This is a genomic window from Streptomyces sp. NBC_01241 (genome assembly GCF_041435435.1).
GTDB lineage: Bacteria > Actinomycetota > Actinomycetes > Streptomycetales > Streptomycetaceae > Streptomyces.
This window is the reverse complement of record NZ_CP108494.1, coordinates 4,355,079-4,381,030: the sequence shown is the minus strand read 5'-3', so window position 1 is coordinate 4,381,030 and position 25,952 is coordinate 4,355,079. Positions and strand designations below refer to the sequence as shown.

Sequence of the window (25,952 nt, the reverse complement as noted above, 5' to 3'; positions counted from 1 at the left end):
CTGCTGCGGAGGATGCGCGGATCGAACGCGCGCGGGGTTCACCGCCCCGACGACGGCTTAGCAAGCCGCTGCCTTACCACTCGGCCAATCCTCCGGGAGGGCGGCCGCGCGATGCGCAGAGAAACCGCCCCGGGCGTCCTGCTCCGATCGGCACGGCGGAGTCGTCGGTGACTACTCCGGTGCCGGCTCGGGCCCGCCCTGCTGGGAACTCGACGGACTCGGACTCTCGGTCATCGTCGCGCTCCTCTCCCGGCCTGTGGAGTGCATGTCGGCCTGTGGACGATCCTGTCGGGGCGTTCTGCACCGCCTTCGGCATGTGCCGCACCAACTACTGTGCCCGGCGCTACCTTTCGGTGCCACCCAATTTCCGGGCAGCACCGAAGGGCCGCGCACGTCCGTCGGATCAGCGCTGCTTGTTGCCTCGGCGGCTCAGATCCTTCAGGTGGCGGACGAGATCATCCATCCTGCCGTCGATACGGACGAGGTCCTCGGACACGTGCCCCAGCCGCACGCTCATGGCTCCGACGACCTGATGTGTGACGTCCAGCCTCCGGTCGAGGCTGTCGAGTCGGAGCAACATCCGATTGAGGACAGGGCCGAGCTCCTGAAGCGCGCTGCCCACTCCGGCGAGGCAGCTCTCGACCCGGGTGACGCGGTGTTCGAGCGAGGCGTAGCCCGCGCGCAGGTCCTGCTCGACGTCGAGCAGATAGGTACGGACGCATCGGGCGATGTCGCTGTCGCGAAGAAGCATCGCGACGTTGAGCACGGTCCTGCGGGTGTAGAGGGTGAGCCGAGTGGCGGCCTGTGGATAACTTTCGTCCTCCCCTCCGCCCCATAGGGACAACATGTCCCTATGGAATTCCCGCAGCTCAGAGGCGCGCAGAAGCGTGAGCCCATTCTCTGCAACCTCGACTCGATGCCGCTGGGTCACCTTTTTGACGACCTCTGCTGTTTCACGAAAGCTACGACACCACGGATTCCAGTTGCCTCCACGCACCCTGCCCAACGAACCGATAACCGTACAGTTACGCGTACTACTGTCCGAAATGCATCAACCCCCGCCCTGAAGGCGAGGGTTGATGAGTGATGAGTGCGGCTGTGATCAGAAACGGAACACAGAGCGAGGTGTCCGAAGGGAAATCTCCGGAGGATGCCCTCCAGTCACTCTTCCCCGGTCACTCTTCCCCGGTCGCTCCTACCCGGTCGGTCTTCCCCTTCACTCTTCCCCGGCCAGCTTCAGCGCGCGCAGCTTCTGCCCTGCGTACCAGGTCGCCACGACCGTGACCGCCGCCAGCAGGACGGTCGCGACCGGCAGCCCGACGTCGGAGGTGATCGTGCCCGCGCCGCCGACCTTCTCGGCGACCGCGAGGGACCACTGCTGCACGCTGAGCGTGCGCGCCCCCGGCACCAGAGTGCCGAACAGGGCCTCCCACACCAGGGCGTAGACGAGGCCGAAGACGACCGCGTGCCTGCTGACCGTGCCCAGCAGCAGGAACAGTGAGCTGTACGCGATCGAGGCGACCAGTGCGGCGATGGTGTACGCCACCGCGATCTGCTGGCCGTTGCCGTTGAGGATCAGTCCCGCGATCAGCGTGGGCAGCGCGGAGAAGACCATCGTGACGGCGATGGCCACGATCAGCTTGGTGAAGATGATCGTCGGCCGCTTCACCGGCTTGGCCAGCAGATAGACGATCGATCCGTCGTCGATCTCGGGACCGATGGCTCCGGTACCGGCGATCACGCCGATCAGCGGCACCATCGTGGCGATGGCGAAGCCGCCCAGCACATCCGAGGCGACCTGGTCATCGGCTCCCGCGAACATCCGTACCGCGACGGCGATGAGCACCAGCAGGGCGGGCAGGACGAAGAGGATGGCGGCCCGGCGCCGGCCGAGCAGGGCCCGGTAGGTGAGCCGGGCGACTGTGGGGTCGTACATGACGCTTCACAGCTCCTTTCAGGCCACTACTCAGGCCGCTACGAGATAGGAAAAGACCGATTCGAGGGACTCGTCGGACGGCGAAACGGTCAGAAGGCGAATTCCGTGTTCACGTGCGACCTTCGGCAGTAGCTCGGTGAAACGTCCGAAGTCGACCGCCTGGATACGCAGGGCCTGTTCTCCCAGGTCCACCTCGATACCGGCCGTGGACGGGTCGGCGATGAGCGCGGCGGCCAGGGCGCGGTCGTCGCTGGAGCGTACGAGATAGCGGTGCGGGCGGTCCGTCATGAGCCGGCGGATCTTCCGGAAGTCACCGGATGCCGCGTGCCGTCCCGCCACGATCACCTCGATGTGCGAGGCGAGTTGTTCGACCTCTTCGAGGATGTGGGAGGAGAAGAGCACCGTACGGCCCTCGGCCCCCATCCGTCGCAGCAGTTCCATCAGCTGCATCCGCTGGCGCGGGTCCATCCCGTTGAACGGCTCGTCGAGCAGCAGTACCGACGGTTCGTGGACCAGGGCGGACGCCATCTTCACGCGCTGGCGCATGCCCTTGCTGTACGTCGAGATCTTGCGGTCCTGCGCGTACTCCATCTCGACCGTGGCCAGCGCCTTCTGCGCCTCCGAGTCACTCAGCCCCTGCAATTCGGCATTGGCGACGACGAATTCGCGGCCGGTCAGGAAGTCGTACATCCCTTCCCGCTCGGGCACGATCCCGATCTCCTTGTACACCGCTTCGTTGCGCCAGATCGTCTGCCCGTCGAGCGTGACGGTGCCCGTCGACGGGGCGAGGAAGCCGGCCATCATGTTGATCAGCGTGGACTTCCCCGCGCCGTTGGGGCCGAGCAGCCCGGTGACACCCGGGCCCACCGTCATGCTCACGTCGTTGACGGCGACCACATTGCCGAACCAGCGCGAGGTGTGGTCGATCTCGATGGTGGTCACAGCCCGACCCTCCGGTAGCGGCGCATCAGTACGGCGTACGAGCCGGCGACGAGCGCGAGAACAGCGATCAGATAGACCACGCCGGCCCCGGCCCCCGGGCCTTCCCCTCCGGGGAAGGCCGAATTGGCCCCGAGGAACGCGGTCTGCACACCGTCGATCAGCGTGATGGGGGAGAAGAGCCCCAGCCACTCGATGGCCCCGGCGGAGTCCGTCTGCCAGGCGATGGCCTGGACCGTGGAGACCGCGCCGTAGGAGATGGTCAGCACGGCGATCACGGCGGCGACACCGAAACCGCGGCGTGGTGTCAGCGCGGCCATCACCAGCCCCAGACCTGCGAAGAGTACGGAGAGCAGCCCCACCGACACCATCCCCTGTCCGAACCCCTTGGTCTGCTCGACGAAGTCGAACTTCCCGAGCAGCGCGCCCGCATAGAGGATGACGAGCGGCGCCCCGGTGAGAATGAAGAGCGCGGACGCCATGGCCGTCAGCTTCGCGACGACATAGTCGACCCGCTCGATCGGCCGTGAGAAATACAGCGGCACGCTCTTGAAACGCAAGTCCCGGGAGACCGACTGGGGTGCCTGCGCGGCAAGGAAGAGGCCGATGACGGCCTGCAGATAGATCGCGTACGCCGTGTACTTGATCGGCAGAGCCGTGCTTCCCGGGGTGGCAATGGCGACGGCGACGATGATCGCCGCGATCATGCACATCACACCGAAGAGCAGCATCGGCAGCACCTTGGACTTGGCGGACCGCCCCAGTCCGAAAGAACCTCGCAGGGACTGCGAGTAGAGCGAGCGCCGCGCATAGCCGCGGCCCAGCCGCGCGCCGTCGTAGGAGCGGTACCCGATGTTGTGGATCCGGGAGGTCTCGCTCCCGCTCACGGCCCCGGTCTCAGTGCTCATCACCGACCGCTCCCCTTCTGCTGTACGGCCCCGACAACCGCGGGCGCGGTGTGTGCCACGGCTGCGGCCTGCGGTTCCCCTTCGGTACGGAAGACCTCGGCGATGTGATGGCGCCGCTGCTCCATCCGTACGAGACCGAGTCCGAGCGCGGCGACGCTGTCTCGCACGATGTCGTACGTCTCCTCGCCGGTTGCCTCGATCAGCAGGATGTGGCCCGCACCGGGCAGCCCCTGCCCGTCGAGACCGTCGTGGCCCACGAGCTTGACGCCGGCCCCGGTGAGGGCCTGGCGCAGCGCGTCGGTGCCGTCCGGGTGGGTGTCGCTGTCGGTGACCTCGACCGCGAGGGTCGTGGTGGTCTGGGTGAAGTCGCTGGTGGAACTGGAGCGCAGCAGTGTCCCGCCGTCGATGACGACGACGTGGTCACAGGTGCGTTCGAGCTCGCCCAGGAGGTGCGAGGTGACCAGGACCGAGATGCCGAAGTCCGTGTATACACGGCGGATCAGCCCCAGCATCTCGTCGCGGCCGACCGGGTCCAGACCGTTGGTCGGCTCGTCGAGCAGCACCAGCTGCGGGTCGTGGACCAGTGCCTGGGCCAGTTTCACGCGCTGCTTCATGCCGGTCGAGTAGCCGCCGATGGGGCGGTAGCGCTCTTCGTACAGACCGACGTGGCGCAGGGTGTCGGCGGTCCGCTCGCGCGCCGCCGTCGGTGGCAGTCCGGACATCCGCGCCATGTGAACGACGAACTCGGTGGCCGAGACGTCCGGTGGCAGGCAGTCGTGCTCGGGCATGTAGCCGACGCGCTCCCGGATGGCGGCGCCACTGGTGGCGACGTCGAGCCCAAGCACCGCGGCCCGGCCTTCGGTGGCGGGGGACAAACCCAGCAGGATCTTGATCAATGTGGACTTGCCGGCCCCGTTGGAACCCACCAGGCCGGTCACACCGGGTCCGATGTCCAAGGAGAGCCGGTCAAGCGCGGTCACCCGGGGGAACCGCTTGCTCAGGCTTTCGGTCGCGATCACAGTCACGTCTTCGAAGATAGTGGCGCGGGCCACAGTGGGCGTCAGCCCAGGCGGCTGGATCCGCATCAGACTCCAGGCGTACGGACCCGTAGGGGGCCACCACAAGGGAGGAGTTCCGGAGTCGGGGGCGGGCCGGAGCCGGGGTGAGGGCCGACGTCGGGGCGCTGGCCGGAGCCGAGGGCAGAGGCCAATGTCGGGGCCGGGGCCGGAGCGCGAGGGGGAGGGCCGGAGTTGTCCACAGGTCTTCACACACCTCTTGACGTAGTCGCCGGACATTGTCACATTCATCAGTGTCACGTTACGGACACGTACCGCACACAGCAGGGAACGGACGGTGGCATGGCCTCGGCAGTGAAGGACGAACAGGCCCCGGAGCTGCGGGGGTTCAGAGAGGTGCAGCGTCTCGCGTACGACTGCGCGGAGGCGGTCGCCGCCCGGCTCCGGCCGGGGGTGACCGAGCGCGAGGCGGCCCGGATGCAGCGCGACTGGCTGCGCGAGCGCGGGGTGCGGGACTGGTTCCACCTCCCCTTCGCCTGGTTCGGGGACCGCACGGCCTTCGCCGGCTTCAAAGTGCCCCTGCAGTTCTTCCCGACCCATCGGAAGCTGGAGCCGGGGATGCCGTTCATCCTCGACATGGCCCCGGTGTACAAGGGGTTCACGGCGGACATCGGCTATTCCGGCTGCCTCGGTCTCAGCCCGCTGCACGACAAGCTCCTGGCCGATCTGGAAGTCCACCGCGAGCTGATTCTGCGCGAAGTGCGGGAGCGGCGCCCGCTGCGTGAGATCTACGAGGACGTCGAACGCCTGATGATCAAGCAGGGGTACGCCAACAGACATCGCGCGTATCCCTTCGGCGTCATCGCGCACAAGGTCGACCGCGTCACCGAACGCCGCTGGTCCCCGCATGTGTTCGGCTTCGGCACCCAGTCGCTCAAGGGGCTTGTGAGCGACGCACTGCACGGACACCGGGACGGCTGGTCGCCGCTGTGGAGTCCGTACCGCTTCTCCGACCATCCGCCGCAGCCCGGGCTGTGGGCGGTCGAACCCCACCTCGGATTCCGGGGTACGGGCGCCAAGTTCGAGGAGATCCTGGTGGTCACCGACTCCAAGGACCCCGAACAGAGCGCCTTCTGGCTGGACGACGATCTGCCGCATGTGCGGCGCTGGGCCGAGGAGAGGGTGACGGCATGAGTCCGCAGAGTCTGCCGGGGGCGCGCGAGCGCCGGGTCCGTACGGGCGGAATCGAGCTGTGCGTCGCCGAGTTGGGTGACGAGTCACGGCCGACGGTCGTGCTCGTCCACGGCTACCCGGACAGTAAGGAGGTCTGGTCGGACGTGGCGAGGCAGCTGGCCGATCAGTGGCACGTCGTGCTGTACGACGTACGCGGGCACGGCCGGTCCACGGCGCCGAAGCCGCTGCGCGGGGGCTTCACCCTGGAGAAGCTCACCGATGACTTCCTGGCCGTCGTCGATGCGGTGAGCCCGGACCGGCCGGTGCACCTGGTCGGGCACGACTGGGGGTCGGTCCAGTCCTGGGAGTTCGCCACGGTCAAGCGGACCGAGGGCCGGATCGCCTCGTTCACCTCGATGTCCGGGCCCTCCCTGGACCACTTCGGCCACTGGATCAAGCAACGGATGGCCCGGCCCACCCCGCGCCGCGTCGGCCAACTGCTGGGACAGGGCGCCAAGTCCTGGTACGTCTACATGCTGCATACGCCGGTCCTGCCCGAGCTCGCCTGGCGCGGCCCGCTCGGCAGGCAGTGGCCGCGGATCCTCCAGCGGCTGGAGAAGGTGCCTCCGGGCGACTATCCGACGTCCTCCCTGCCCAGCGACGCGGCGCACGGCGCCTGGCTCTACCGCGACAACGTCCGAACCCGGCTGCGCCGACCGCGTACCGACGCCTATGCGCATGTACCGGTCCAGCTGATCACACCGACCGGCGACATCTTCCTGTCGGAGAAGCTGTACGACCAACTGGAGCTGTGGGCACCTCAGTTGGTACGCCGTTCGCTGCCCGCAAAGCACTGGGTGCCGCGCACCAGGCCGGACCGGATCGCCTCCTGGATCAGCGAGTTCGTCGCCGCCAACGAGTCGGCGCGGGCCGAGGGCCGACCGGTGCAGGACACCGCGCCGACCGGGGCGTACGGGGACCGGTTCGGCGGACAACTGGTCCTCGTGACGGGCGCGGCCGGGGGCATCGGCCGGGCCACCGCTTTCGCCTTCGCCGAGGCGGGTGCCCGGGTGGTGGCCGTGGACCGGGACGCGGAGGGCGCGGCCAGGACGGCGGAGATGGCCCGGTTGATCGGCTCCCCGGCGGCCTGGGGCGAAGCGGTCGACGTCAGCGACGAACAGGCGATGGAGAAGCTCGCCGAGAAGGTCGCCGGCGAGTACGGCATCGTCGACGTCCTGGTCAACAACGCCGGGATCGGTCTGTCCGGCTCCTTTCTGGAGACGACGAGCGAGGACTGGAAGAACGTCCTCGACGTCAATCTGTGGGGGGTCATCCACGGCTGCCGGATCTTCGGCAGGCAGATGGCCGAGCGCGGTCAGGGCGGCCACATCGTCAACACGGCTTCCGCCGCCGCCTATCAGCCCTCCCGGGCGCTGCCCGCCTACAGCACCTCCAAGGCCGCCGTACTGATGCTCAGCGAGTGCCTGCGGGCCGAGCTCGCCGACCGGTCGATCGGAGTCAGCGCGATCTGCCCGGGCATCGTCAACACGAACATCACCGCGACGACGCACTTCGCCGGTGCCGACGCCGAGGAGGAGAAGCGGTTGCGGAAGCGGACCAGCCGCTTGTACGGGCTCCGCAACTATCCGCCGGAGAGGGTCGCCGACGCGATCCTCAAAGCGGTGGTTCGCAACCAGGCCGTCGTGCCGGTGACCGCGGAGGCCCGCGGCGCCCGGTTCCTGTCCCGTTTCAGCCCCGGTGCGCTGCGCGGGATCGCCCGGCTGAAGCCGCCGCTGTGAGCGGCCGCGGGTACTCGTCGGCGGCGGCCGGCCGGTCCGCCGCCGCCGAGTACCGGATCGAGGACCTGGCGCATGCGAGCGGCGCCACGGTCCGGACGATCCGCGCCTACCAGGACCGCGGCCTGCTGCCGACGCCGGAACGGCGCGGCCGGGCCAACGTGTACCGCGACACCCACCTCTCCCGGCTCCGGCAGATCGCCGATCTGCTGGATCGCGGCTACACCCTGGCCAGCATCAAGGAACTCCTGGAGGCCTGGGACACGGGTCGCGGCCTGGGCGGGGTGCTCGGGCTCGTCGCCGAGGTGCACGGCCCCTGGACGGACGAGCAGGCCGACCGGATCACCCGGGCCGAGCTGAACGCCAGGTTCGGCGGCAATCCGGACGACGAGGCGGTCGCCGAGGCGGTGGACCTCGGCGTGCTCGAACGCATACCGGGGCGGGATGACGAGTTCCTGGTCCCGAGCCCGCAAGAGCTGGCCGTAGCAGTCGAGTTGCACGCCGCCGGCGTACCTCTCAGCGCAATCTCCGGCCATCTGAGGGAGCTTCGCGGCCAGGTCGAGCACATCGCCTCACGCTTCCTGGAGTTCACCACCGAGCACGTCTTCGCGCGGTATCTCGGTCATCGCCCACCGACGGACTCGGACGCGGCGGAAGCGGCCACGATGGTGCGCAAGCTGCGCCCGCTCGCCCAGCAGACGGTGGACGCCGAACTGGCACGTGCGATGCGGGTGTTCGCCACCCGGCATCTGGAACACCACCTCGGCTCGGACAGGCCGCTCACCTCGGCAACCTCGCCATCCGCCATGTGCCCTGTGGGTCTGCCACCGGAGACAATTCGGTCCGTACAACGCCTGGTTGGATCGGAGAACGTATCCGCCTTCATCGCAGCTGCGGCAGAACGCGAGGTGCAATCACGGACATTGGACACACTTGCCTCATTTACCAACGAAGTAAAGTGTATTACTCACAACGATTGATTCCTCCGCCACTTGTCCACAGAATCGCCAATTCGACTGTGGATAACTTGAGTTGGCTGTGGATCAAACCTGTGGACAGAAATTGCTACAGCGAATAAAATTACTGTAGTGAATCGAGGTGAAATCCGGATGCGCGTGAGCGAGCGCCACGGGCACTCTGACGGAATGGACGAAAGACGCACCGTCAAGGTGTCCAAGTACCTCTCCAAACACCTTCGGCACCAGCCGGCGCGGATCGGCATCACGCTCGACGCCAACGGCCGGGTGCCGATCGGCGAACTGCTGCGCGCCACGGCCCGCAACAACTTCCCGATCACCCGGAGCGAGCTCGACCATGTAGTTGCCGTCAACGACAAACAGCGCTTCGCCGTCGAGAACGGCCGTATTCGCGCCAGCCAGGGCCACACCGTCCCGGTGGACCTCGCCCTCCCGCCGGCCGAGCCGCCCGCGTACCTCTACCACGGCACCGTCGGCAGCGCGCTGGACGCCATCCGCAGGGAGGGGCTGCGACCCATGAACCGCACGCATGTCCACCTCTCGCCCGACCGTGAGACCGCGACCAGGGTCGGGGCCCGGCGCGGCCGCCCCGTGGTCCTGTCCGTGGACGCGGGCGCCCTGCACCGCGCGGGCCACACCTTCTACGTCAGCGCCAACGGAGTCTGGCTCACCGCTGCCGTGCCGCCGGCGTTCCTGAGATTCCGCGGCTGATCCGGCGACCGGCGGGCCGAGGGCCTGTGCGCTTCCGCGGAGGCGGACCCACCCGTTTCTGGCCCCGTATGGTCAGGTCCAAGACATGCGTCTGAGCCCTGTCATTCTGCCGATCCACCGCCGGAGCGAGGGCCAAAAGCTCTGGCAGCGCGCCGAGGATCTGGGGTTCCACTCCGCCTACACCTACGACCACCTGGCCTGGCGGACCTTCCGCGATGGACCGTGGTTCGGTGCGGTACCGACCCTCACCGCAGCGGCTGCGCCGCACCCTCGTCACCTCGGTCAGGCTTCGTTCGCCCATCGCAGCCTGCCCAGCGGTTGGCTTCTCCGCACAGGCGCTCAGCGCCGTCCCGCACCGAGCAGCTCACTCAGGCGGTCGCCGATAAGGGACACCCCAGGGCGCGGCTCGTTCTCGTAGTACCAGGGCTTGCGCCGGCGCAGCAGCGCATCACCGTGCTCGCTCCAAGTGAATCCGGGTTTCCGCAGGAGCTTCCGGAACACCACGTCGGCCGCCTCCGGGTGAGCGGTGGCCAGTCGGCGGATCGGCAGTGGCGTGATTGACTCCTCGCGCAGGTACGTGCGCAGCAGGTCCTGGTGCTCTCTGCGGCCTGCGAGGGCGGGGTCCTCGAAGAGGTCCTGCAGCATCCCGTAGTCCGCGTAGAAGTTGAGCCCGTCGACACGATCGTAGATGACACCGATGGTGTCCGAGTCCGCGAGTTCCCACGGCAGTTCGAAGAAAGGCAGGCCCAGGCCGGGGAGCCGCCTGCCCCGGGCACGACCGGGCTGTCCGCCGACAGTTGCCTCCTGGCGTCGGCGGTAGTAGGCGTTGAGTCGTTCCTCGGCTTCGGCAGGCGGAAGGACCAGTTCGTCGCTGCCGCAGAACTCGATGAATGCGGCTCGGTCCTCCCGCATCCGCTGCCATCCCTGCTCGATCTTCGCGGGGTTGCGGAAGACCAGCTCGGGCTGGCTGGTGGCAAGGCGGAGGGCGGTTTGGGCGATCTCGACGGCGCTGGACCTGGGGTAGTACGACATCGCCCCGGACACCAGCCACGCCCCGCCTGTCGAGTGCACGGGTACCAGGCAGGTGTGGAGAAATCCTCCTTTGGACACTCCACGGAACGCGGTCGGCCCGACATTCGAGTACGTGCGAAATTCCAGGTCGTTGACCAGGTTGAGCAGGACGACGGCATCCCTTTCCTTGCGCCGGATCTCGAAGACTCCCTCGACCGGGTCACGCCAACCGAGCAGCATCTCCCGGTCGGAGGCGGTCAAGTCCTTCCGTGCGGCGACGAACCGGTCCACCACCGTCGAGCCGCCCGGCAGGCGGTATCGCAGGATGAAGTGGTCGGTGATCCGGATCGCCTCGCCCTCGTCCAACTGCCGTTCAGGCCCTGCGGCCTCCAGTAGGAGGGGCGTCAACCACCGGTCGAAGCGGGCGCTCTGCGCGAAGGCGACCAGTCGCCCCTTCAACGTGGCACTGCGCTCGATGAGATCCGTCAGCGACGGTCCACCGGCGCCCTGATTCGCGCCCTCTTCGGGGTCAGCCATGTCCAGCCCTTCCGTGCACACCGGTTCCGCTTGAAGTGTGAGGTGTCCGGCCTCAACCCGCCCAGTGACGGTATGCCTCGATCCACTCCGAGCCCTCAGGCGCCGGGACGGGCAGCGGCAGCTCCAGGATTCCGATCGACTGCCGCATGCCGCCACGAGAGCACAGGGTGACGATCCGGCCGTCCGGTGTGAGGTCGATGCCGCGCACGGTCACCTCGACGCCGAGGACCGCGGTGGTGAAGGGCAGGCCGAGGTGTTCCTCGATCTTGGTGAACAGACCGGTCAACTGCTCGTCCTCGCCATAGGCGTCGACAGTCGCCTCGTCGATCAGGGCTTCGAGTTCGGCTTCGCCCGGCATGTCCATGAAGCCACCGTAGCGGCCTCCATTGCGACGCCGACGCGGCTTCCTGGTTCTGGCTCCGGCGGCACATCCGTGGCAGCGGAAAGCCCCGCGTATCGTCTGAGGCATGCGTCTGAGCACTGTGATTCTTCCGATCCACCGCTGGAACGAGGGCCAGAAGTTCTGGCAGCGCGCCGAGGACATGGGGTTCCACGCCGCCTACACCTACGACCACCTGTCCTGGCGGACGTTCCGCGACGGACCCTGGTTCGGCGCGGTACCGACTCTCACCGCCGCGGCCGCCGCCACCCAACGGCTGCGCCTGGGCACTCTCGTCACCTCCCCCAACTTCCGGCACCCCGTCACGCTGGCCAAGGACCTCATCACTCTGGACGACGTCTCCCGCGGACGCGTCACCCTCGGCATCGGCGCCGGCGGCAACGGATTCGATGCCACGACGCTGCGCCGGAGCGACGAGGAGGCCTGGACGCCGCGCGAACGGGCTGATCACTTCGACGAGTTCGTACCGCTGCTCGACCAGCTGCTGCGGGAGTCCTCGGTGACGTACGAAGGCCGGTTCTACGCTGCGAACGAGGCCCGGAACATCCCCGGCTGTGTGCAGCGGCCGCGGCTGCCCTTCGCGGTGGCCGCCACCGGGCCGCGCGGGATGAAGCTCGCCGCGCGGTACGGCCAGGCATGGGTCACCACGGGCGACCCGAAGCTGTACGAAGCGGGCACCCCGGAGCAGTCCGTGGAGGCCATGCGCGGGCAGCTCACCAAGCTGGGCGCGGCCTGCGAGTCCAGCGGCCGGGATGTCGCCGAGCTGGACAAGATCCTTCTCACCGGTTTCACACCGGACCGTCCGCTGAAGTCCTTCGACGCCTTCGTGGACTTCGCGGGCACCCACTTCGCGCTGGGCTTCACGGAGATCGTCATTCACTGGCCGGTCCCCGACTCCGACTTCGCCGCGGACGAGAAGATCTTCGAGCGCATCGCCACCGAGGGCCTGTCCCAGCTCGGCCGCTGACCGGACACCCGGACCAGCACGAGCGGCCCGGGCGGGCCCGGGCGGGCCGGCCCGCGGGCCCAGTACGGGCCGGCCCGCACCGGACCGGTCGGCGCGGCCCGGACCTCGCGGACCGACTCGGACCCGACCTGCTGGCATATGCGTCAGGCATGTCCCCCGGTCAGGGGCGCGCATCCTCATGTGCGCGCCCCTCTGCACGCCCGTGCACCGTCGTACGCGAGAATGAGCCCGTGACCTCAGCTACCGACTCGCCTTCGCCTGCCGCTCCCCGGCTGATTGCCACCGACCTGGACGGCACCCTGCTGCGCGACGACAAGACCGTCTCGGACCGTACGGTCGCCGCGCTCGCCGCCGCCGAGGAGGCCGGGATCGAGGTCTTCTTCGTCACCGGACGCCCGGCGCGCTGGATGGATGTCGTCAGCGACCATGTCCACGGCCACGGCCTGGCGATCTGCGCGAACGGCGCCGCGGTGGCCGATCTGCACGCGGACGGCAAGCTCGTCAAGGTCCGCCCGCTGGCACGCCACATCGCCCTCGACGTCGTGCACACCCTGCGTGCCGCCGCCCCCGGCACCTCCTTCGCCGTCGAACTGACCACCGGCATCCACTACGAGCCGGCCTACCCGCCCTTCCACCTGGACCCGGGTGCCACCGTCGCCGTCGCGGAGAAACTGCTCCACGAGGAGACACCGGGCGCCGGCGCCCCCGTACTGAAGCTCCTCGCCCACCACGCCGAACTGGCTCCGGACGACTTCCTCGCCCTGGCCCGTACGGCAGCCGGCGACCGGGCCTCGTTCACCCGGTCCAGCCCCACGGCCCTGCTGGAAGTCAGCGGCCCGGGGGTCTCCAAGGCCAGCACCCTGGCGCTCTGCTGCGCCGAGCGCGGCATCTCGCCCGCCGAGGTCGTCGCCTTCGGCGACATGCCCAACGACGTGGAGATGCTCAGCTGGGCGGGCACCTCGTACGCGATGGGCAACGCCCACCCGGCCGCGCTCGCCGCCGCGTCCGGCCGGACCGCCGCCAACGGCGACGATGGCGTCGCGGTCGTCATCGAGCGCATCCTCGCCGAGCACCGGACGTCCGACGCCCCGCGCTGAGGCGCGCGCTGCTCCCGATACTCCACGCCGACGCGCACCGCTGGAACCCACGCTCCGACACCCCTGCGGGGCCGGGCCCCGGAGCTCCCGGCGGCCTCAGATCGGCGCTTCCCACACCACCGTCGTGCCGCCCCCGTCCTCCCCGATGCCGGGTCCGAACCAACTTGCGCCACCGAGCGCTTCCGCCCGGCGTGCCAGATTCCGCAGGCCGCTGCGCCGGCCGCCCTCCGGGATGCCCACCCCGTCGTCGGCGACCGACAGCCGCACCGCGTCCCTCCCGTCGGGCAGTGCGACGGTCGCGTCGACGACCACATCGATCGACGAGGCCTCCGCGTGCCGGAAGGCGTTGGAGAGCGCCTCCCGCAGCGCCGCGATCAGGTTCTTGCCGGTCAGCTCGCCGACCAGCGAGTCGACCGGGCCGAGGAAACGGTGCGAGGGTTTGAACCCCAGCGGGACCGCCGCCATGTTGATCTCGCGCAGCACGCGGGTGCGCAGCCCGGACGGCACCTCGGCCGGTTCCTGCTGCAGCGCGAAGATCGCGGTACGGATCTCCTGAATGGTCACGTCCAGTTCATCGACCGCCCGGCCGACACCCGTCTGCACCTCGGGCACGACCGACCGGCGCTGGGCGCTCTCCAGCATCATTCCGGTGGCGAACAGCCGCTGGATGACCAGGTCGTGCAGATCACGGGCGATCCGGTCACGGTCCTCGTACACCGCGAGCCGCTCCCGGTCCCGCTGCGCCTCGGCCATCATCAACGCGAGCGCGGCCTGCGAGGCGAACTGGGTGGCGAGGGTCCGTTCCGTCTCCGTGAACGGCCTGTCGCCCCGGGCGCGAGGGGTGGCGAGCGCCCCCAGCACCCGTCCTCCACTGCGCAGGGGCAGCAGCATGCTCGGGCCGAAGTGCTGGGCGAGCCTGGTGATCATGCGGGGATCGGTGGCCGAGTCGTCGATGAAGACCGCCTCGCCGCTCAGCAGCCTCGCCACCACCGGGCTCTCCGGCCCGATGATCACCCCCAGCGGGGCGCAGGAGTCTTCCGCGGAGACGGCGACGATCTCCAAGCCGCCCCCCTCGGCCGGCAGCAGCACGATCCCGGCGGCGGACGCGGCGAGGTGGCGGGCCTGTTCGGCGACGACGGAGAGCGCGTCATCGGCGTCACCGCCGGAGAGCAGGGCGGTGGTCACCGCCACCGACCCGTCGATCCACCGCTCACGCCGGCGTGCCGCCTCGTACAGCCGGGCGTTGCCGATGGCGATTCCGGCCTCCGTGGCGAGCACCCGCAGCATGTGCAGGTCGTAGTCGCTGAACTCGCCCCCGCCGTTCTTCTCCGCCAGATACAGATTTCCGAAGATCTCCCCCTGGACCCGGATCGGGACGCCGAGGAAGGTCCGCATCGGGGGATGGCCGGGCGGGAATCCGGCGAACCGGGAATCGGCCGTCAGATCGGCGAGCCGCACCGGGACAGGGTCGTGGATCAGCGCGCCGAGCAGTCCGTGGTGCCCGTCGGGGCGGCGGCCGATCTCGTGCGCCACCTCGTCCGGCACTCCGTAGGTGACGAAATCGGAGAGCCCCTCGCCCTCCTCGTCGACGACGCCGATGGCGGCGTAGCGGGAGTGGGCGAGTTCGGCCGCCGTCTGGCAGATCCGGTCGAGGATGGAGTGCAGTTCGAGGCCCGTGCCGACGGAACGCATGGCTTCCAGCAGCTGCGGTACCCGGGCGGTGAGTTCGGTGGACAGGCCCTGCAGGCTGCGGGTCGCCCGGGTCGCGGCTTCGAGTGAGTCCTTCGGGTCCGGCTCTGGCATACCCCGAGACTAGTTAGTGCCTATTAGTGAGGAAAGTCCTCATTGGTGAGGAAAGTCGACTTCCGTGCCGCCCCGCTCACACCCGCACACCGACGGCCCCCTCAAAACCTCTGCGCGATCCCGCTCACACCCGCGCGCCGACGGCTTCCCCCGAAGCTCTGCGCTCTCCCGCTCACGCCCGTACGCCCAGCGCCTCCTCGGCCACCCCTTCGGTCTCCCGCTCGCGCTCCAGCATCCGGCGCAATGGGCCTTCCTCGGCGGTGAGATCGGCGTACGGGCCCCGCTGCACGACCCGGCCGGCCTCCAGCACCACCACCTCGTCGACGGCTTCGAGTCCTTGCAGACGGTGGGTGATCAGTACCGTCGTACGCCCCCGGGTGGCGGCCAGCAGGTCCGCGGTCAGGGCGTCCGCGGTCGCCAGGTCGAGGTGCTCCGCGGGCTCGTCCAGAACGAGTACGGGGAAGTCGGCGAGGATCGCACGGGCCAGGGCGAGACGCTGGCGCTGGCCACCGGAGAGGCGTGCGCCGTGTTCGCCGACGAGAGTGTCGAGCCCGGCGGGCAGCGCTTCGGCCCAGTCGAGCAGCCGTGCCCTGTCGAGGGCGGCTCGCAGTTCCTCGTCCGTCGCGCCGGTACGGGCCAGCCGCAGGTTCTCCCGGATGGAACTGTCGAAGATATGGGCGTCCTGGGCACACAGCCCGACGAACCCCCGCACCGTGTCGCCCTCCAGCACGCAGGCGTCGACGCCGCCGATCCGGTACGTCCCCTCCCGTGCATCCAGGAAGCGGAGCAGGACCTGCGCGAGGGTCGTCTTCCCGGAGCCGGAAGGCCCGACCACCGCGATCCGCCGACCGGCCGTCAGGCGCAGGTCGACGGAGTCCAGGGCGTCCCTTTCCGCTCCCGCGTACCGGGCGGACAGCCCCCGTACCTCCAGCGGGAAGGGCGATGCGGGCGTCCCGGCCGGGCTGTCCGGTTCACGCACGGGCGGCGGGGCGTCCAGCACCTCGTACACCCGCTCCGCGCTGCGCTTGACCCGCTGCCGGTACTGCACGGCGAGCGGCAGACCGGTCACGGCCTCGAAGGCGGCCAGCGGCGTAAGTACCACGACCGCGAGCTCCACACCCGCGAGCCGCCCATCGTGCACGGCGGGAAGGGCGACGAGTGCGGTGGCGACGACGGTGAGGCCGCCGATCAGGGCGATGAGGCCGCCGCCGAGCGCGGTGGCGGTCGCCGCACGGGCGGCGATGCGAGTCAGGACGCCATCGGCCTCCCGGGTCCGCGCCTTGCGGGCGGGCAGGGCGCCCGCGACAGTCAGTTCGGCGGTCCCGCCGAGCAGATCGGTGATCCGGGTGGCCAGATCGGCACGTGCAGGGGCCAGTTGGCGTTCCGCGTGGCGGGAGCAGGCGCCGCTGACCAGGGGCACCCCCGCTCCGGCGAGCAGCAGTCCGGTGGCCAGCACAATGCCCGCCGCCGGCAGCAGCCAGCCGATGAACCCGGCGGTCGCCGCTCCCACGACGACGGCGGTCCCGGCGGGCAGCAGCCAGCGCAGCCAGTAGTCCTGCAGGGCGTCGACATCGGCGACGAGCCGGGAGAGCAGGTCCCCGCGCCGGCTCCGGCGCAGGCCGGCCGGCGCGATGCGTTCCAGCCCGCGGTAGACCGCGACGCGCAACTCGGCGAGCATCTTGAGCACCGCGTCGTGCGACACCAGGCGCTCGGCATAGCGGAAGACGGCCCGTCCGAGGCCGAAGGCGCGGGTCGCGGTCACGGCGACCATCAGATAGAGGACCGGAGGCTGTTCCGAGGCGCGGGAGATCAGCCAGCCGGAGACGGCCATGAGCCCGACGGCCGAGCCGAGGGCGAGGCTTCCCAGCAGCAGCGCGAGTGCCAGCTGTCCGCGCTGCGCCCCGGCAGCTTCCCGGACCCTGGCGAGGACCTGTCCGGGGCGGGCCGCGGTGTCCCGCAGCGTCTCGGGCTCCGGCACCGCGGCACGTCCTGCGGCGGATGCGTCCGCAGGACGTGGCACGGCAACGGATCCCTCGGGCTTCTCCGGCCGGAGTGTCGCTCCAGGTTCCAGTCTCACCACCCGGTCGGCCAGCGGAAGCAGCGCCGGGCGGTGCACGACCAGCAGCACGGTCCGCCCCTGCGCCAGTCTCCGTACCGCCTCGACGATCCCCGCTTCCGTCTCGCCGTCCAGGCTCGCGGTCGGCTCGTCGAGCAGCAGCAGCGGGCGGTCGGCGAGGAAGGCGCGCGCGAGTGCGAGCCGCTGGCGCTGACCGGCGGAGAGGCCCGCACCGTCCTCGCCGAGGAGCGTCTGTGCGCCGTCCGGCAGTTCCGCCACGAAGTCGTACGCCCCGGCGTCCCGCAGCGCCGCCGCCACCGCGCCGTCGTCCGCGTCCGGCCGGGCCAGCCGTACGTTCTCCGCGATCGTGCCCGCGAAGAGGTACGGGCGCTGCGGGACCCAGGCGATCCGTTCCCGCCAGCGTTCCGGGGCGAGGGTCGCCAGATCGACGCCGCCGACCCGTACCCGCCCCTCGTCGGGTGCCGTGAAGCCCAGCACCACATCGAGAAGGGTGGACTTCCCGACGCCGCTCGGGCCGACCAGGGCAACGGTCTCCCCCTCGTCCACCACCAGCGAGGCATGGTCCAACGAAGGCTCGCCGCGGCCCTCGTGCCGTACGGTCACACCCTCCAGCTCCAGCCGCAGCGACTCCGGGACGTCCGCCGTGCCACCCCGCCGGGGCTCGGTCTCCAGGACCGAGAAGATCTCCTCCGCGGCCGAGAGCCCCTCGGCGGCCGCGTGGTACTGCGCTCCGACCTGGCGGATCGGCAGATACGCCTCGGGGGCCAGGATCAGCACCACCAGACCGGTGTAGAGGTCGAGTTCGCCGTGCACGAGCCTCATGCCGATGGTGACGGCGACGAGGGCCACCGACAGGGTCGCCAGGAGCTCCAGGGCGAAGGACGACAGGAACGCGATCCGCAGGGTCCGCAGCGTGGCCCGCCGGTACTGCGAGGTGATGGCGCGGATGGATTCGGCCTGCGCCTTGGCACGGCCGAACACCTTCAGCGTCGGCAGTCCGGCGACCACGTCGAGGAAGTGCCCGGAGAGCCGGGACAGCAGCCGCCACTGGCGGTCCATCCGCGACTGGGTGGCCCAGCCGATGAGAATCATGAAGAGCGGAATGAGCGGCAGCGTGACCACGATGATCGCTGCCGAGACCCAGTCCTCGGTGACGATCCTGGCCAGGACCGCCACCGGCACGACCACCGCGAGTCCGAGCTGGGGCAGATAGCGTGCGAAGTAGTCGTCGAGCGCGTCGACGCCCCGGGTGGCGAGCGTCACCAGGGAACCGGTGCGCCGGTCGCTCAGCAGGCCGGGCCCGAGTTCCGCGGCCCGGTCCAGCAGCCGGCCGCGGAGTTCGGACTTGACCGCGGCGCTGGCCCGGTACGCGGCCAGTTCGGTCAGCCAGGAGACCAGCGCGCGGCCGAGCGCCACCGCCGCGAGCAGGATCAGCGGGGTCCGCAGTCCGGAGACGGTCAGCCCGTCCTCGAACCCGCCCACCACCACGTCGGCGACGAGCATGGCCTGGGCGATGACCAGCGCCGCCCCGACGACTCCGAGCGCCACCACGGCGGCCAGGAAGAAGCGGGTGGCGCGCGCGTAGCGGAGCAGGCGCGGGTCGATCGGTTTCACGTGAAACAGCCCCTAGCGAACTCGGTCGATGGGCCGGGGCCTGTCCGCCGCTCCGGGTCCCGACAGGCCCCGGATGCGTGCCCGGTGGTTCGGGCGAGGACAGGCCCCGGATACGTGCCCGGCGTTTCGATCCCGGACAGGTCCGGGATGCCTGCCCGGCGGATCAGCACCGGACAGGCCCCGGGTGCGTTCAGTGCGCTTCGGCGATGTGCTGCGTGCCGATGCGCTTGCGGAACACCCAGTAGGTCCAGCCCTGGTAGAGCAGGACGACGGGGGTGGCGATCCCCGCACACCAGGTCATGATCTTCAGCGTGTACGGAGTGGACGAGGCGTTGGTGACCGTGAGGCTCCAGGCGTCGTTCAGCGAGGACGGCATGACGTTCGGGAAGAGCGCCAGGAAGAGCATGGCGACCGCGGCCGCAACAGTCACGCCGGAGAGCGCGAACGCCCAGCCCTCGCGTCCCGCCGCGGTCGCGCCGATCGCGGCGATCAGGGCGACGGCGGCGATGATCAGCGCCAGCAGGCTCCAGCCGTCGCCGTTGTCGATCTGGGTCCAGATCAGGAAGCCGAGCGCGAGCACCGCGGTGACCGGTCCCAGCTTCAGCGCCAGCTTGCGCGCCCGCTCCCGGATGTCCCCGACCGTCTTGAGCCCCGCGAACACGGCACCGTGGAAGGTGAAGAGGGTGAGCGTGACCAGTCCGCCGAGGATGGCGTACGGGTTGAGCAGATCCCAGAAGTTACCCACGTACTCCATGTCGGCACCGATCTTGACGCCGCGCACGATGTTTCCGAAGGCCACGCCCCAGAGCAGCGCCGGGATGAGCGAGGTCCAGAAGATCGCGTGCTCCCAGTTGGCCTGCCACCTCTCCTCGGGCCGCTTCGCGCGGTACTCGAAGGCGACACCCCGCACGATCAGGCAGACCAGGATGATCAGCAGCGGCAGGTAGAAGCCGGAGAACAGAGTGGCGTACCACTCGGGAAAGGCGGCGAAGGTCGCACCGCCCGCGCTGAGCAGCCACACCTCGTTGCCGTCCCAGACGGGTCCGATCGTATTGATCAGAACCCGCCGCTCCTTGCGGTCGCGGGCCAGCAGTTTGGTGAGGACACCGATCCCGAAGTCGAATCCCTCCAGGAAGAAGTAGCCGGTCCAGAGGACGGCGATGAGTACGAACCAGACGTCGTGGAGTTCCATCTCTCAGCTCCTCTGCTCTCAGTAGGAGAAGGCCATCGGCCGGTCGGCGTCGTCATGGTCGCCGCCGATCTTGGTGGGCGGGTTGAGGTCGGCCTCCGTGAGCTCCGGCGGTCCGGCCTTGATGTACTTCACGAGCAGCTTGACCTCGATCACTGCGAGCGCGGCGTAGAGCAGGGTAAAGCCGATCATCGAGGTGAGCACCTCGCCCTGCGAGACGCCGGGGGAGACCGCGTCGCGGGTCTGGAGCACACCGAAGACGACCCAGGGCTGACGGCCCATCTCGGTGAAGATCCAGCCCCAGGAGTTGGCGATCAGCGGGAAGAGCATCGTCCAGAGCGCGAGGATCCAGTAGCACCTGGCGAGTTTCGGACTGAGGGCCTTGTTCTTGAAGAGAACCAGATGAGGAACCTCGTCCTCACCGGTCCGCATCGCCGTCGGCAGCATGAACTTCCGTCGCGTCAGCCACAGTCCGAGGATGCCGAGGGCGAAGGACGCCATCCCGAAGCCGATCATCCAGCGGAAGCTCCAGAAGGCGACCGGGATGTTGGGCCGGTAGTCGCCGGGGCCGAACTTCTCCTGCTGGGCCTTGTTGATGTCGTTGATGCCGGGGACGTACGAGGTGAAGCTGTCATCCGCGAGGAAGGACAGTACCCCCGGGATGGAGATCTCCACCGTGTTGTGCCCCTTGGCCACATCGCCGACCGCGAAGATCGAGAAGGGGGCCGAGTTCTGCCCCTCCCAGAGCGCCTCGGCGGCGGCCATCTTCATCGGCTGCTGCTTGAACATGACCTTGCCGAGCTGGTCACCGCTGATGGCGGTGAGAAGTCCGGCGATCACGACGGTGACCAGTCCGAGCCGCAGCGAGGTCCGCATCACCGGGATGTGCTTCTTGCGCGCCAGATGGAAGGCGGCGATGCCGACCATGAACGCGCCTCCGACCAGGAAGGCGGCGGTGATGGTGTGGAAGAACTGGGCAAGCGCGGTGTTCTGGGTGAGTACGTGCCAGAAGTCGGTGAGCTCGGCCCGGCCACGCTCCTTGTTGATCCGGTAGCCGACCGGGTGCTGCATCCATGAGTTGGCCGCCAGGATGAAGTAGGCGGACAGGACGGTCCCGAGGGAGACCATCCAGATGCAAGCGAGATGGATCTTCTTCGGCAGCTTGTCCCAGCCGAAGATCCACAGCCCGATGAACGTGGACTCGAAGAAGAAGGCGATCAATGCCTCGAACGCGAGCGGGGCACCGAAGATGTCGCCGACGAACCGCGAGTAGTCGGACCAGTTCATACCGAACTGGAACTCCTGGACGATGCCGGTGACGACACCCATGGCGATGTTGATGAGGAAGAGCTTCCCCCAGAACTTCGTGGCTCTGAGGTACTTCTCGTTGTTCGTCCGCACCCAGGCGGTCTGCAAGCCGGCGGTGAGCGCGGCGAGAGAGATCGTCAGGGGGACGAACAGGAAGTGGTAGACGGTGGTGATACCGAACTGCCATCGCGCCAGGGTTTCCGGCGCCAGAGCTAGCTCCACGTCGTCGTCTCCTTACGTCGCCGTAGTCACAGCGGCAGTCTGCCCTTGAAATCCGACTAATCACGGGAGGAACAGGACACGCTTGTGAACGCGTTCACATTCACAAGCAATTATGGCGCACGGACTTTCGGGACGTTCGGGCGGGGTACCCCTCTTGGGATGTTCCGATCAATCACCCCGAAGCAGACACTCCCGGAACACCCCGGTCCGGACACCTCCCGGCCCCGAACGCGAAGGCCCCGCACCTCGCCGAACGAGGTACGGGGCCCTGGACCTTCCGGTGCCCGCAAGCGGCCTGCGCCGCTCTACAGCTCCCTGCGGTACGACTCCGCGACCTTCAGGAACAGGTCGTTCGCCTCGTCCTCCCCGATCGAGACCCGCACCCCCTCGCCCGCGAACGGCCTGATCATCACACCGGCCCGCTCACACACCGCGGCGAAGTCGGCGGTACGGTCCCCGAGCCGCAACCAGACGAAGTTCGCCTGGGACCGGGGAACGGTCCACCCCTGGTCCGCCAGCGTCCGCTGCACCCGGTCCCGCTCGCACACCAGGGAGCCGACCCGTCCCAGAAGTTCGTCCTCGGCACGCAGCGAGGCGACCGCCGCGTCCTGTGCGAGCTGGCTGACCCCGAAGGGCACCGCCGTCTTGCGCAGCGCGGCCGCCACCGGCTCGTGGGCCACGGCGAAACCGACCCGCAGACCCGCCAGGCCGTACGCCTTGGAGAACGTCCGCAGCACCGCCACGTTGGGCCGGTCCCGGTAGATCTGGATGCCGTCCGGCACCTCGGCATCGCGGATGAACTCCCGGTACGCCTCGTCGAGGACCACCAGGACATCGCCCGGCACCCGGTCCAGGAACCGCTCCAGCTCGGCCCGGCGCACCACGGTGCCGGTCGGGTTGTTGGGATTGCAGACGAAGATCATCCGGGTGCGGTCCGTGATCGCGTCCGCCATCGCGTCGAGGTCGTGCACGTCACCCTCGGTCAGCGGGACCTTCACCGAGGTCGCACCGCTGACCTGCGTGATGATCGGGTACGCCTCGAAGGAACGCCAGGCGTAGATGACCTCGTCCCCCGGACCCGAGGTGGCCTGGAGCAGCTGCTGCGCCACACCGACCGAGCCGGTTCCGGTGGCGAGGTGCGAGACGGGCACACCGAAGCGGTCGGCCAGCTCGTTCATCAGACCGGTGCAGGCCATGTCCGGGTAGCGGTTGAAGTTCGCGGCCGCCGCCAGGGCGGTCTCCATCACCCCGGGCAGCGGGGGATAGGGGTTCTCGTTGGAGGACAGCTTGAACGCAACCGGTCCACCGGCAGCAGCCGGCTTGCCCGGCACATAGGCGGGGACGCCGTCCAGCTCGGCGCGCAGCTTGGGGCTCGTCTCGCTCACCGCAGGTCCTCCTAGACCGTCTGTACACATCAATACTGCTCACCTTATGAGGATTGGGCTCCGCTGCGAATGGCCGGAGCGTCCCGAACGCCCCGCGCGGCCGGGACCGGAGCTCCCCTCGTCCCGCGCGGCCGTGGACGGGGGGAGCGCTTCCCTCTCTGACGCGCGCCGGTGGCTCACTCCGTGGCGCGCGTCCCTCGAAGAGGTGAGATGAGACCTCTTCGAAACATCGACCATTTAGTAGGCCCATCGGGTTCGATGCATGACACACTACGGTCAGTCTCGCCAATGCCCTTGTTTTTCAAGGCATTTGATATTCCATGATCATGCAGAAACGTGCCTGTCAATGAGTGAATATGCGGCCGGGCCAACCTCCCTTCCGAGCCCTACTATCGGCTCGCCATGACAGCAGCAGGAAAGCACCAGGTGAGCCGGTCGGAGACACCCCGGCGCGGCGGTCGGCAAGGACGAGCGGGAATCCGGGATGTGGCCGCCGCCGCCGGGGTCTCCATCACGACCGTCTCCGACGCGCTCAACGGCAAGGGCAGGCTCCCGGACGCCACCCGCCGCCATGTCCGCGAGGTCGCAGAGCGCCTGGGCTATCGCCCTTCCGCCGCGGCCCGAACCCTCCGTACCGGCAAGTCCGGCCTCATCGGCCTGACCGTGACGACCTACGGGGACGAACCCTTCACCTTCACCGAGTTCGCCTATTTCGCCGAGATGGCCAGAGCGGCCACCTCCGCCGCGCTCGCCCGCGGCTACGCCCTCGTCATCCTGCCCGCCACCTCACGCCACGACGTCTGGTCGAACGTCGCTCTCGACGGCACCGTCGTGATCGACCCCTCCGACCAGGACCCGGTCGTCACGGAACTCGTACGCCAGGGGCTGCCCGTCGTCTCGGACGGCCGTCCGGCCGGCACCCTCCCGGTCACCGCCTGGGTCGACAACGACCACCGGGCCGCCGTGCTCGACCTTCTCGACCATCTCGCCGCCGCCGGAGCGCGCCGCATCGGCCTGCTCACCGGCACCACCACCGACACGTACACCCGTCTCTCCACCACCGCGTACCTCCACTGGTGCGAGCGCGTGGGCCAGGACCCGGTGTACGAGTCCTACCCCGCCCACGACCCGTGCGCGGGCGCAGTCGCCGCCGACCGGCTTCTCGCCCGCCCGGACCGGCCCGATGCCGTCTATGGGCTCTTCGACCCCAACGGCACCGATCTGCTGGCCGCCGCCCGCCGATACGGCCTGCGCGTCCCCGAGGACCTGCTGCTGGTCTGCTGCAGCGAGTCCACCGTGTACGCGACGACCGAGCCCCCCATCACCACCCTCTCGCTCAAGCCGCGCAGGATCGGCACGGCGGTCGTCCAGCTCCTGATCGACGCCATCGAAGGCGTGCAACACGACGGGCCGGTGGAGCAGGTCATACCGACGGAGCTCATCGTCCGGACGTCCTCGCAACGCCGTCCACCCCGCACCACGGTCAGTGCGCCTCGCTCCCCCACCGGGGATTGATCAGGCGATTTCGGACCAATCGACCGGTGAACCTGACGTGCGCCGGGATTCACCACCCCTGGTGCGTCACAGAGCACGATTCGCATTCCTATGATGGGCGCACGACACCGCGGACCGCCCCGACCAGCAGGGCCCGTCAGGTGTACGGCGGCGCGACGGTGGTGGAGGGGTCGATGACACAGGGGGCCGGTCAGGAACCCGTGGTGCGGACTGCGACGTTGCGTGACTTCCGCGTACCGCCCTATGCGCAGACTGCGGTGCCGCCTTCACCGCCGCATCCGGGCAACGCCGTTCCGGGAGACGAGCTGCCGGAGGGGTACACCCCCACCGCACGCGACCTTCCGGTGATCAACCGCGGTGACACCGTCCAGGTGCGGGCCTTCCCCGACCCGCGGCCCGCCCCGGAGCCGGGGCTCGGACCGCTGTACGTCGTCGGCGACGTCCACGGCTATCTGGACGAGCTCCACGCCGCCCTCGCCGAGCAGGGCCTCATCGACGCCGAGGGCAACTGGTCCGCGGGCAATGCCCGGCTCTGGTTCCTGGGCGACTTCACCGACCGGGGACCCGACGGCATCGGCGTCATCGACCTGGTGATGCGCCTCTCCGCCGAGGCCGCGGCCGCGGGCGGTTATTGCAAGGCCCTGATGGGCAATCACGAACTGCTGCTCATCGGCGCCAAGCGGTTCGGCGACACCCCGGTCAACTCCGGCGCCGGCACCGCCACCTTCCAGGCCGCCTGGCTGCTCAACGGCGGCCAGAAGAACGACATGGAGCGGCTCCAGGACGTCCACCTCCAGTGGATGTCCCGGCTTGACGCGATCGTCGAGGAGGACGGGCATCTGCTGACCCACTCCGACACGACGGCATACCTCGACTACGGCAGTACCATCGAGGACGTCAACGACACCGTGCACGCCATTCTCACGCGTAACGACGCCGATGAGTGCTGGGACCTCTTCCGGAAGCTCACGAAGCGGTTCGCCTTCCGCGACGAGTCGGGGCCGCAGGCCGTACGGGAGCTGCTGTCGGCCTACGGCGGACAGCGCATCGTCCACGGTCACAGCCCCATCCCGTACCTACTCGGCGAGGTCGGCTCGGAGGACGGAGAGGACGCTTCCGGTCCCGTGGTCGACGGCCCGCACGTGTACGCGGACGGGCTCGCCATCGCCATGGACGGCGGAGTGACCATGGCCGGAAAGCTACTGGTCGTCCAACTGCCTCTGCATGACTGACGTCCATCCGGGAAGACGCTTCACGACCTGACCACGCCGACCACCGGGCCTATTTACGGAAACCCCCTGTCACCCCGTGCCGTGGGCGCTCTACCATCGGCGTATCAGTAGCAGGCTCTCCTCCGTTTCCGCCCAACTG

19 protein-coding genes, 1 tRNA gene and 2 pseudogenes are annotated in these 25,952 nt (G+C 69.1%); 9 read left to right on the top strand and 13 right to left on the bottom strand.

Features of this window, described 5'->3' with window-relative positions; translation table 11 throughout:
• Positions 1 to 6: 6 nt before the first annotated feature.
• From OG306_RS19495 to OG306_RS19470, 6 genes and pseudogenes are all read right to left on the bottom strand, one after another.
• Positions 7 to 94, bottom strand: a tRNA-Ser gene (locus tag OG306_RS19495).
• A gap of 309 nt (positions 95 to 403) precedes the next feature.
• A pseudogene (locus OG306_RS19490) lies at positions 404 to 946 on the bottom strand (hypothetical protein); the annotation flags it as partial.
• A 270-nt stretch (positions 947 to 1,216) separates the two neighbouring features.
• Positions 1,217 to 1,936, bottom strand: coding sequence for an ABC transporter permease (locus OG306_RS19485; RefSeq protein ID WP_266747379.1), 720 nt, complete (start codon positions 1,934 to 1,936; stop codon positions 1,217 to 1,219).
• A gap of 30 nt (positions 1,937 to 1,966) precedes the next feature.
• Positions 1,967 to 2,878, bottom strand: a complete 912-nt coding sequence (locus OG306_RS19480; protein WP_266747378.1) for an ABC transporter ATP-binding protein — start codon at positions 2,876 to 2,878, stop codon at positions 1,967 to 1,969.
• Complete coding sequence (locus OG306_RS19475; RefSeq protein WP_266747377.1) at positions 2,875 to 3,783, bottom strand: ABC transporter permease; 909 nt, start codon at positions 3,781 to 3,783, stop codon at positions 2,875 to 2,877. Before OG306_RS19475 ends, OG306_RS19480 begins: the two co-directional genes overlap by 4 nt.
• On the bottom strand, positions 3,783 to 4,868 hold the full coding sequence (locus OG306_RS19470) for an ABC transporter ATP-binding protein (RefSeq protein WP_266906048.1): 1,086 nt from the start codon (positions 4,866 to 4,868) through the stop codon (positions 3,783 to 3,785). Before OG306_RS19470 ends, OG306_RS19475 begins: the two co-directional genes overlap by 1 nt.
• 273 nt (positions 4,869 to 5,141) lie before the next feature.
• On the opposite strand from OG306_RS19470, the gene OG306_RS19465 reads away from it, so the two are divergent.
• The 5 genes and pseudogenes from OG306_RS19465 to OG306_RS19445 form a co-directional block, all read left to right on the top strand.
• Positions 5,142 to 5,993, top strand: a complete 852-nt coding sequence (locus OG306_RS19465; protein WP_266747375.1) for a M24 family metallopeptidase — start codon at positions 5,142 to 5,144, stop codon at positions 5,991 to 5,993.
• Positions 5,990 to 7,771, top strand: coding sequence for an SDR family oxidoreductase (locus OG306_RS19460; protein ID WP_266747374.1), 1,782 nt, complete (start codon positions 5,990 to 5,992; stop codon positions 7,769 to 7,771). The genes OG306_RS19465 and OG306_RS19460 overlap by 4 nt, the downstream gene beginning before the upstream one ends.
• A complete protein-coding gene (locus tag OG306_RS19455; RefSeq protein WP_266747373.1) occupies positions 7,768 to 8,748 on the top strand; it encodes a MerR family transcriptional regulator in 981 nt (326 codons plus the stop codon). Before OG306_RS19460 ends, OG306_RS19455 begins: the two co-directional genes overlap by 4 nt.
• Before the next feature lie 165 nt (positions 8,749 to 8,913).
• Positions 8,914 to 9,456: an RNA 2'-phosphotransferase gene (locus OG306_RS19450; protein ID WP_266747372.1), complete on the top strand. Its 543-nt coding sequence runs from the start codon at positions 8,914 to 8,916 to the stop codon at positions 9,454 to 9,456.
• An 85-nt stretch (positions 9,457 to 9,541) separates the two neighbouring features.
• A pseudogene (locus OG306_RS19445) lies at positions 9,542 to 9,718 on the top strand (LLM class flavin-dependent oxidoreductase); the annotation flags it as partial.
• 77 nt (positions 9,719 to 9,795) lie between these two features.
• Here OG306_RS19445 and OG306_RS19440 read toward each other — a convergent pair.
• Both OG306_RS19440 and OG306_RS19435 read right to left on the bottom strand, forming a co-directional pair.
• On the bottom strand, positions 9,796 to 11,004 hold the full coding sequence (locus OG306_RS19440; protein WP_266906050.1) for a hypothetical protein: 1,209 nt from the start codon (positions 11,002 to 11,004) through the stop codon (positions 9,796 to 9,798).
• Positions 11,005 to 11,056: 52 nt separating this feature from the next.
• Entirely contained in the window at positions 11,057 to 11,368 is a 312-nt protein-coding gene (locus OG306_RS19435) for a hypothetical protein (protein ID WP_266747370.1), read from the bottom strand.
• A 103-nt stretch (positions 11,369 to 11,471) separates the two neighbouring features.
• Here OG306_RS19435 and OG306_RS19430 point away from each other — a divergent pair, with 103 nt between their 5' ends.
• Positions 11,472 to 12,371: an LLM class flavin-dependent oxidoreductase gene (locus tag OG306_RS19430; RefSeq protein ID WP_266747369.1), complete on the top strand. Its 900-nt coding sequence runs from the start codon at positions 11,472 to 11,474 to the stop codon at positions 12,369 to 12,371.
• Positions 12,372 to 12,601: 230 nt separating this feature from the next.
• Positions 12,602 to 13,468: a Cof-type HAD-IIB family hydrolase gene (locus OG306_RS19425; protein WP_266747368.1), complete on the top strand. Its 867-nt coding sequence runs from the start codon at positions 12,602 to 12,604 to the stop codon at positions 13,466 to 13,468.
• Positions 13,469 to 13,564: 96 nt separating this feature from the next.
• On the opposite strand, the gene OG306_RS19420 is transcribed toward OG306_RS19425, so the two are convergent.
• From OG306_RS19420 to hisC, 5 genes are all read right to left on the bottom strand, one after another.
• The gene (locus OG306_RS19420; RefSeq protein ID WP_327258996.1) at positions 13,565 to 15,271 is read right to left on the bottom strand and encodes a GAF domain-containing sensor histidine kinase; all 1,707 of its coding nucleotides are present in this window, start codon (positions 15,269 to 15,271) and stop codon (positions 13,565 to 13,567) included.
• Positions 15,272 to 15,443: 172 nt separating this feature from the next.
• A complete protein-coding gene (cydD, locus tag OG306_RS19415) occupies positions 15,444 to 18,962 on the bottom strand; it encodes a thiol reductant ABC exporter subunit CydD (RefSeq protein WP_266747366.1) in 3,519 nt (1,172 codons plus the stop codon).
• A 190-nt stretch (positions 18,963 to 19,152) separates the two neighbouring features.
• Positions 19,153 to 20,154 carry a cytochrome d ubiquinol oxidase subunit II gene (gene cydB / locus OG306_RS19410; RefSeq protein ID WP_266747365.1) on the bottom strand — a complete coding sequence of 334 codons (1,002 nt, stop codon included), beginning with the start codon at positions 20,152 to 20,154 and terminating at the stop codon, positions 19,153 to 19,155.
• An 18-nt stretch (positions 20,155 to 20,172) separates the two neighbouring features.
• Positions 20,173 to 21,681 carry a cytochrome ubiquinol oxidase subunit I gene (locus OG306_RS19405; RefSeq protein WP_266747364.1) on the bottom strand — a complete coding sequence of 503 codons (1,509 nt, stop codon included), beginning with the start codon at positions 21,679 to 21,681 and terminating at the stop codon, positions 20,173 to 20,175.
• Positions 21,682 to 21,986: 305 nt separating this feature from the next.
• The gene (gene hisC, locus OG306_RS19400) at positions 21,987 to 23,066 is read right to left on the bottom strand and encodes a histidinol-phosphate transaminase (RefSeq protein ID WP_266747363.1); all 1,080 of its coding nucleotides are present in this window, start codon (positions 23,064 to 23,066) and stop codon (positions 21,987 to 21,989) included.
• A gap of 402 nt (positions 23,067 to 23,468) precedes the next feature.
• Here hisC and OG306_RS19395 point away from each other — a divergent pair, with 402 nt between their 5' ends.
• Complete coding sequence (locus tag OG306_RS19395; protein WP_266747362.1) at positions 23,469 to 24,581, top strand: LacI family DNA-binding transcriptional regulator; 1,113 nt, start codon at positions 23,469 to 23,471, stop codon at positions 24,579 to 24,581.
• A 173-nt stretch (positions 24,582 to 24,754) separates the two neighbouring features.
• On the top strand, positions 24,755 to 25,813 hold the full coding sequence (locus OG306_RS19390) for a metallophosphoesterase (protein WP_323183890.1): 1,059 nt from the start codon (positions 24,755 to 24,757) through the stop codon (positions 25,811 to 25,813).
• The last annotated feature ends 139 nt before the right edge of the window (positions 25,814 to 25,952 follow it).